Below are 867 nucleotides of genomic sequence, written 5' to 3'. Positions count from 1 at the left end.
AACTTTTAAATTTGATTAACTTAATCACAGCCTTGAGCTGTTTGATTTCACTTTTTAAAGTGAAAACCAATTAAGTAATCAGTCAGCTTTCCAAATTGTTAAAGAGCAAGAGTTTTTAAAGCATTAAACTTTCAAAACCATTTTTAAATACACTCAGTTTTCTATTACTAAGAAAAGTGTGCTTAAAGATGGTGGGCGATACCGGGCTCGAACCAGTGACCCCCTGCTTGTAAGGCAGGTGCTCTCCCAACTGAGCTAATCGCCCATGATAGTTTTAATTCCTTCATGGAGAAAGAATGGTGGAGCTATGCGGGATCGAACCGCAGACCTCCTGCGTGCAAGGCAGGTGCTCTCCCAACTGAGCTAATCGCCCATGATAGTTTTGATTCCTTCATGGAGAAAGAATGGTGGAGCTATGCGGGATCGAACCGCAGACCTCCTGCGTGCAAGGCAGGCGCTCTCCCAGCTGAGCTATAGCCCCATATTTTTATTTCCTTGGGAGGAAATGGTGGGCGATACCGGGCTCGAACCAGTGACCCCCTGCTTGTAAGGCAGGTGCTCTCCCAACTGAGCTAATCGCCCCAAATTTTATTTCCTTGGGAGGAAATGGTGGGTCGTGCAGGATTCGAACCTGCGACCAATTGATTAAAAGTCAACTGCTCTACCAACTGAGCTAACGACCCTTTTTACTTCTTGAAGGAAGTGGTATCCCGTAGGGGAGTCGAACCCCTGTTACCGCCGTGAAAGGGCGGTGTCCTAGGCCTCTAGACGAACGGGACACTGCAATTCATCTCTACTTTAAAAGTAGAAACAAACTTCGAAGAACTTGGGAGTTCTTCATCTCTTTACTTTTCTAAACCTAATCAA

At 45.4% G+C, this 867-nt stretch carries 5 tRNA genes; all 5 read right to left on the bottom strand.

What is annotated here, in order from left to right:
* Nucleotides 1–189 precede the first annotated feature (189 nt).
* Nucleotides 190–265 (bottom strand) — tRNA-Val (locus AB4167_RS22000).
* A gap of 140 nt (nucleotides 266–405) precedes the next feature.
* A tRNA-Ala gene (locus AB4167_RS21995) sits at nucleotides 406–481 on the bottom strand.
* Between the two features lie 25 nt (nucleotides 482–506).
* Nucleotides 507–582, bottom strand: a tRNA-Val gene (locus AB4167_RS21990).
* Between the two features lie 25 nt (nucleotides 583–607).
* Nucleotides 608–683, bottom strand: a tRNA-Lys gene (locus AB4167_RS21985).
* A 20-nt stretch (nucleotides 684–703) separates the two neighbouring features.
* Nucleotides 704–779: transfer RNA gene (locus AB4167_RS21980), tRNA-Glu, on the bottom strand.
* Nucleotides 780–867: the final 88 nt, after the last annotated feature.

The organism is Vibrio sp. 10N.286.49.E11 (genome assembly GCF_041469505.1).
In the GTDB taxonomy this organism is placed as follows: domain Bacteria; phylum Pseudomonadota; class Gammaproteobacteria; order Enterobacterales; family Vibrionaceae; genus Vibrio; species Vibrio crassostreae_C.
This window is presented reverse-complemented; position numbering and strand designations above follow the sequence as displayed.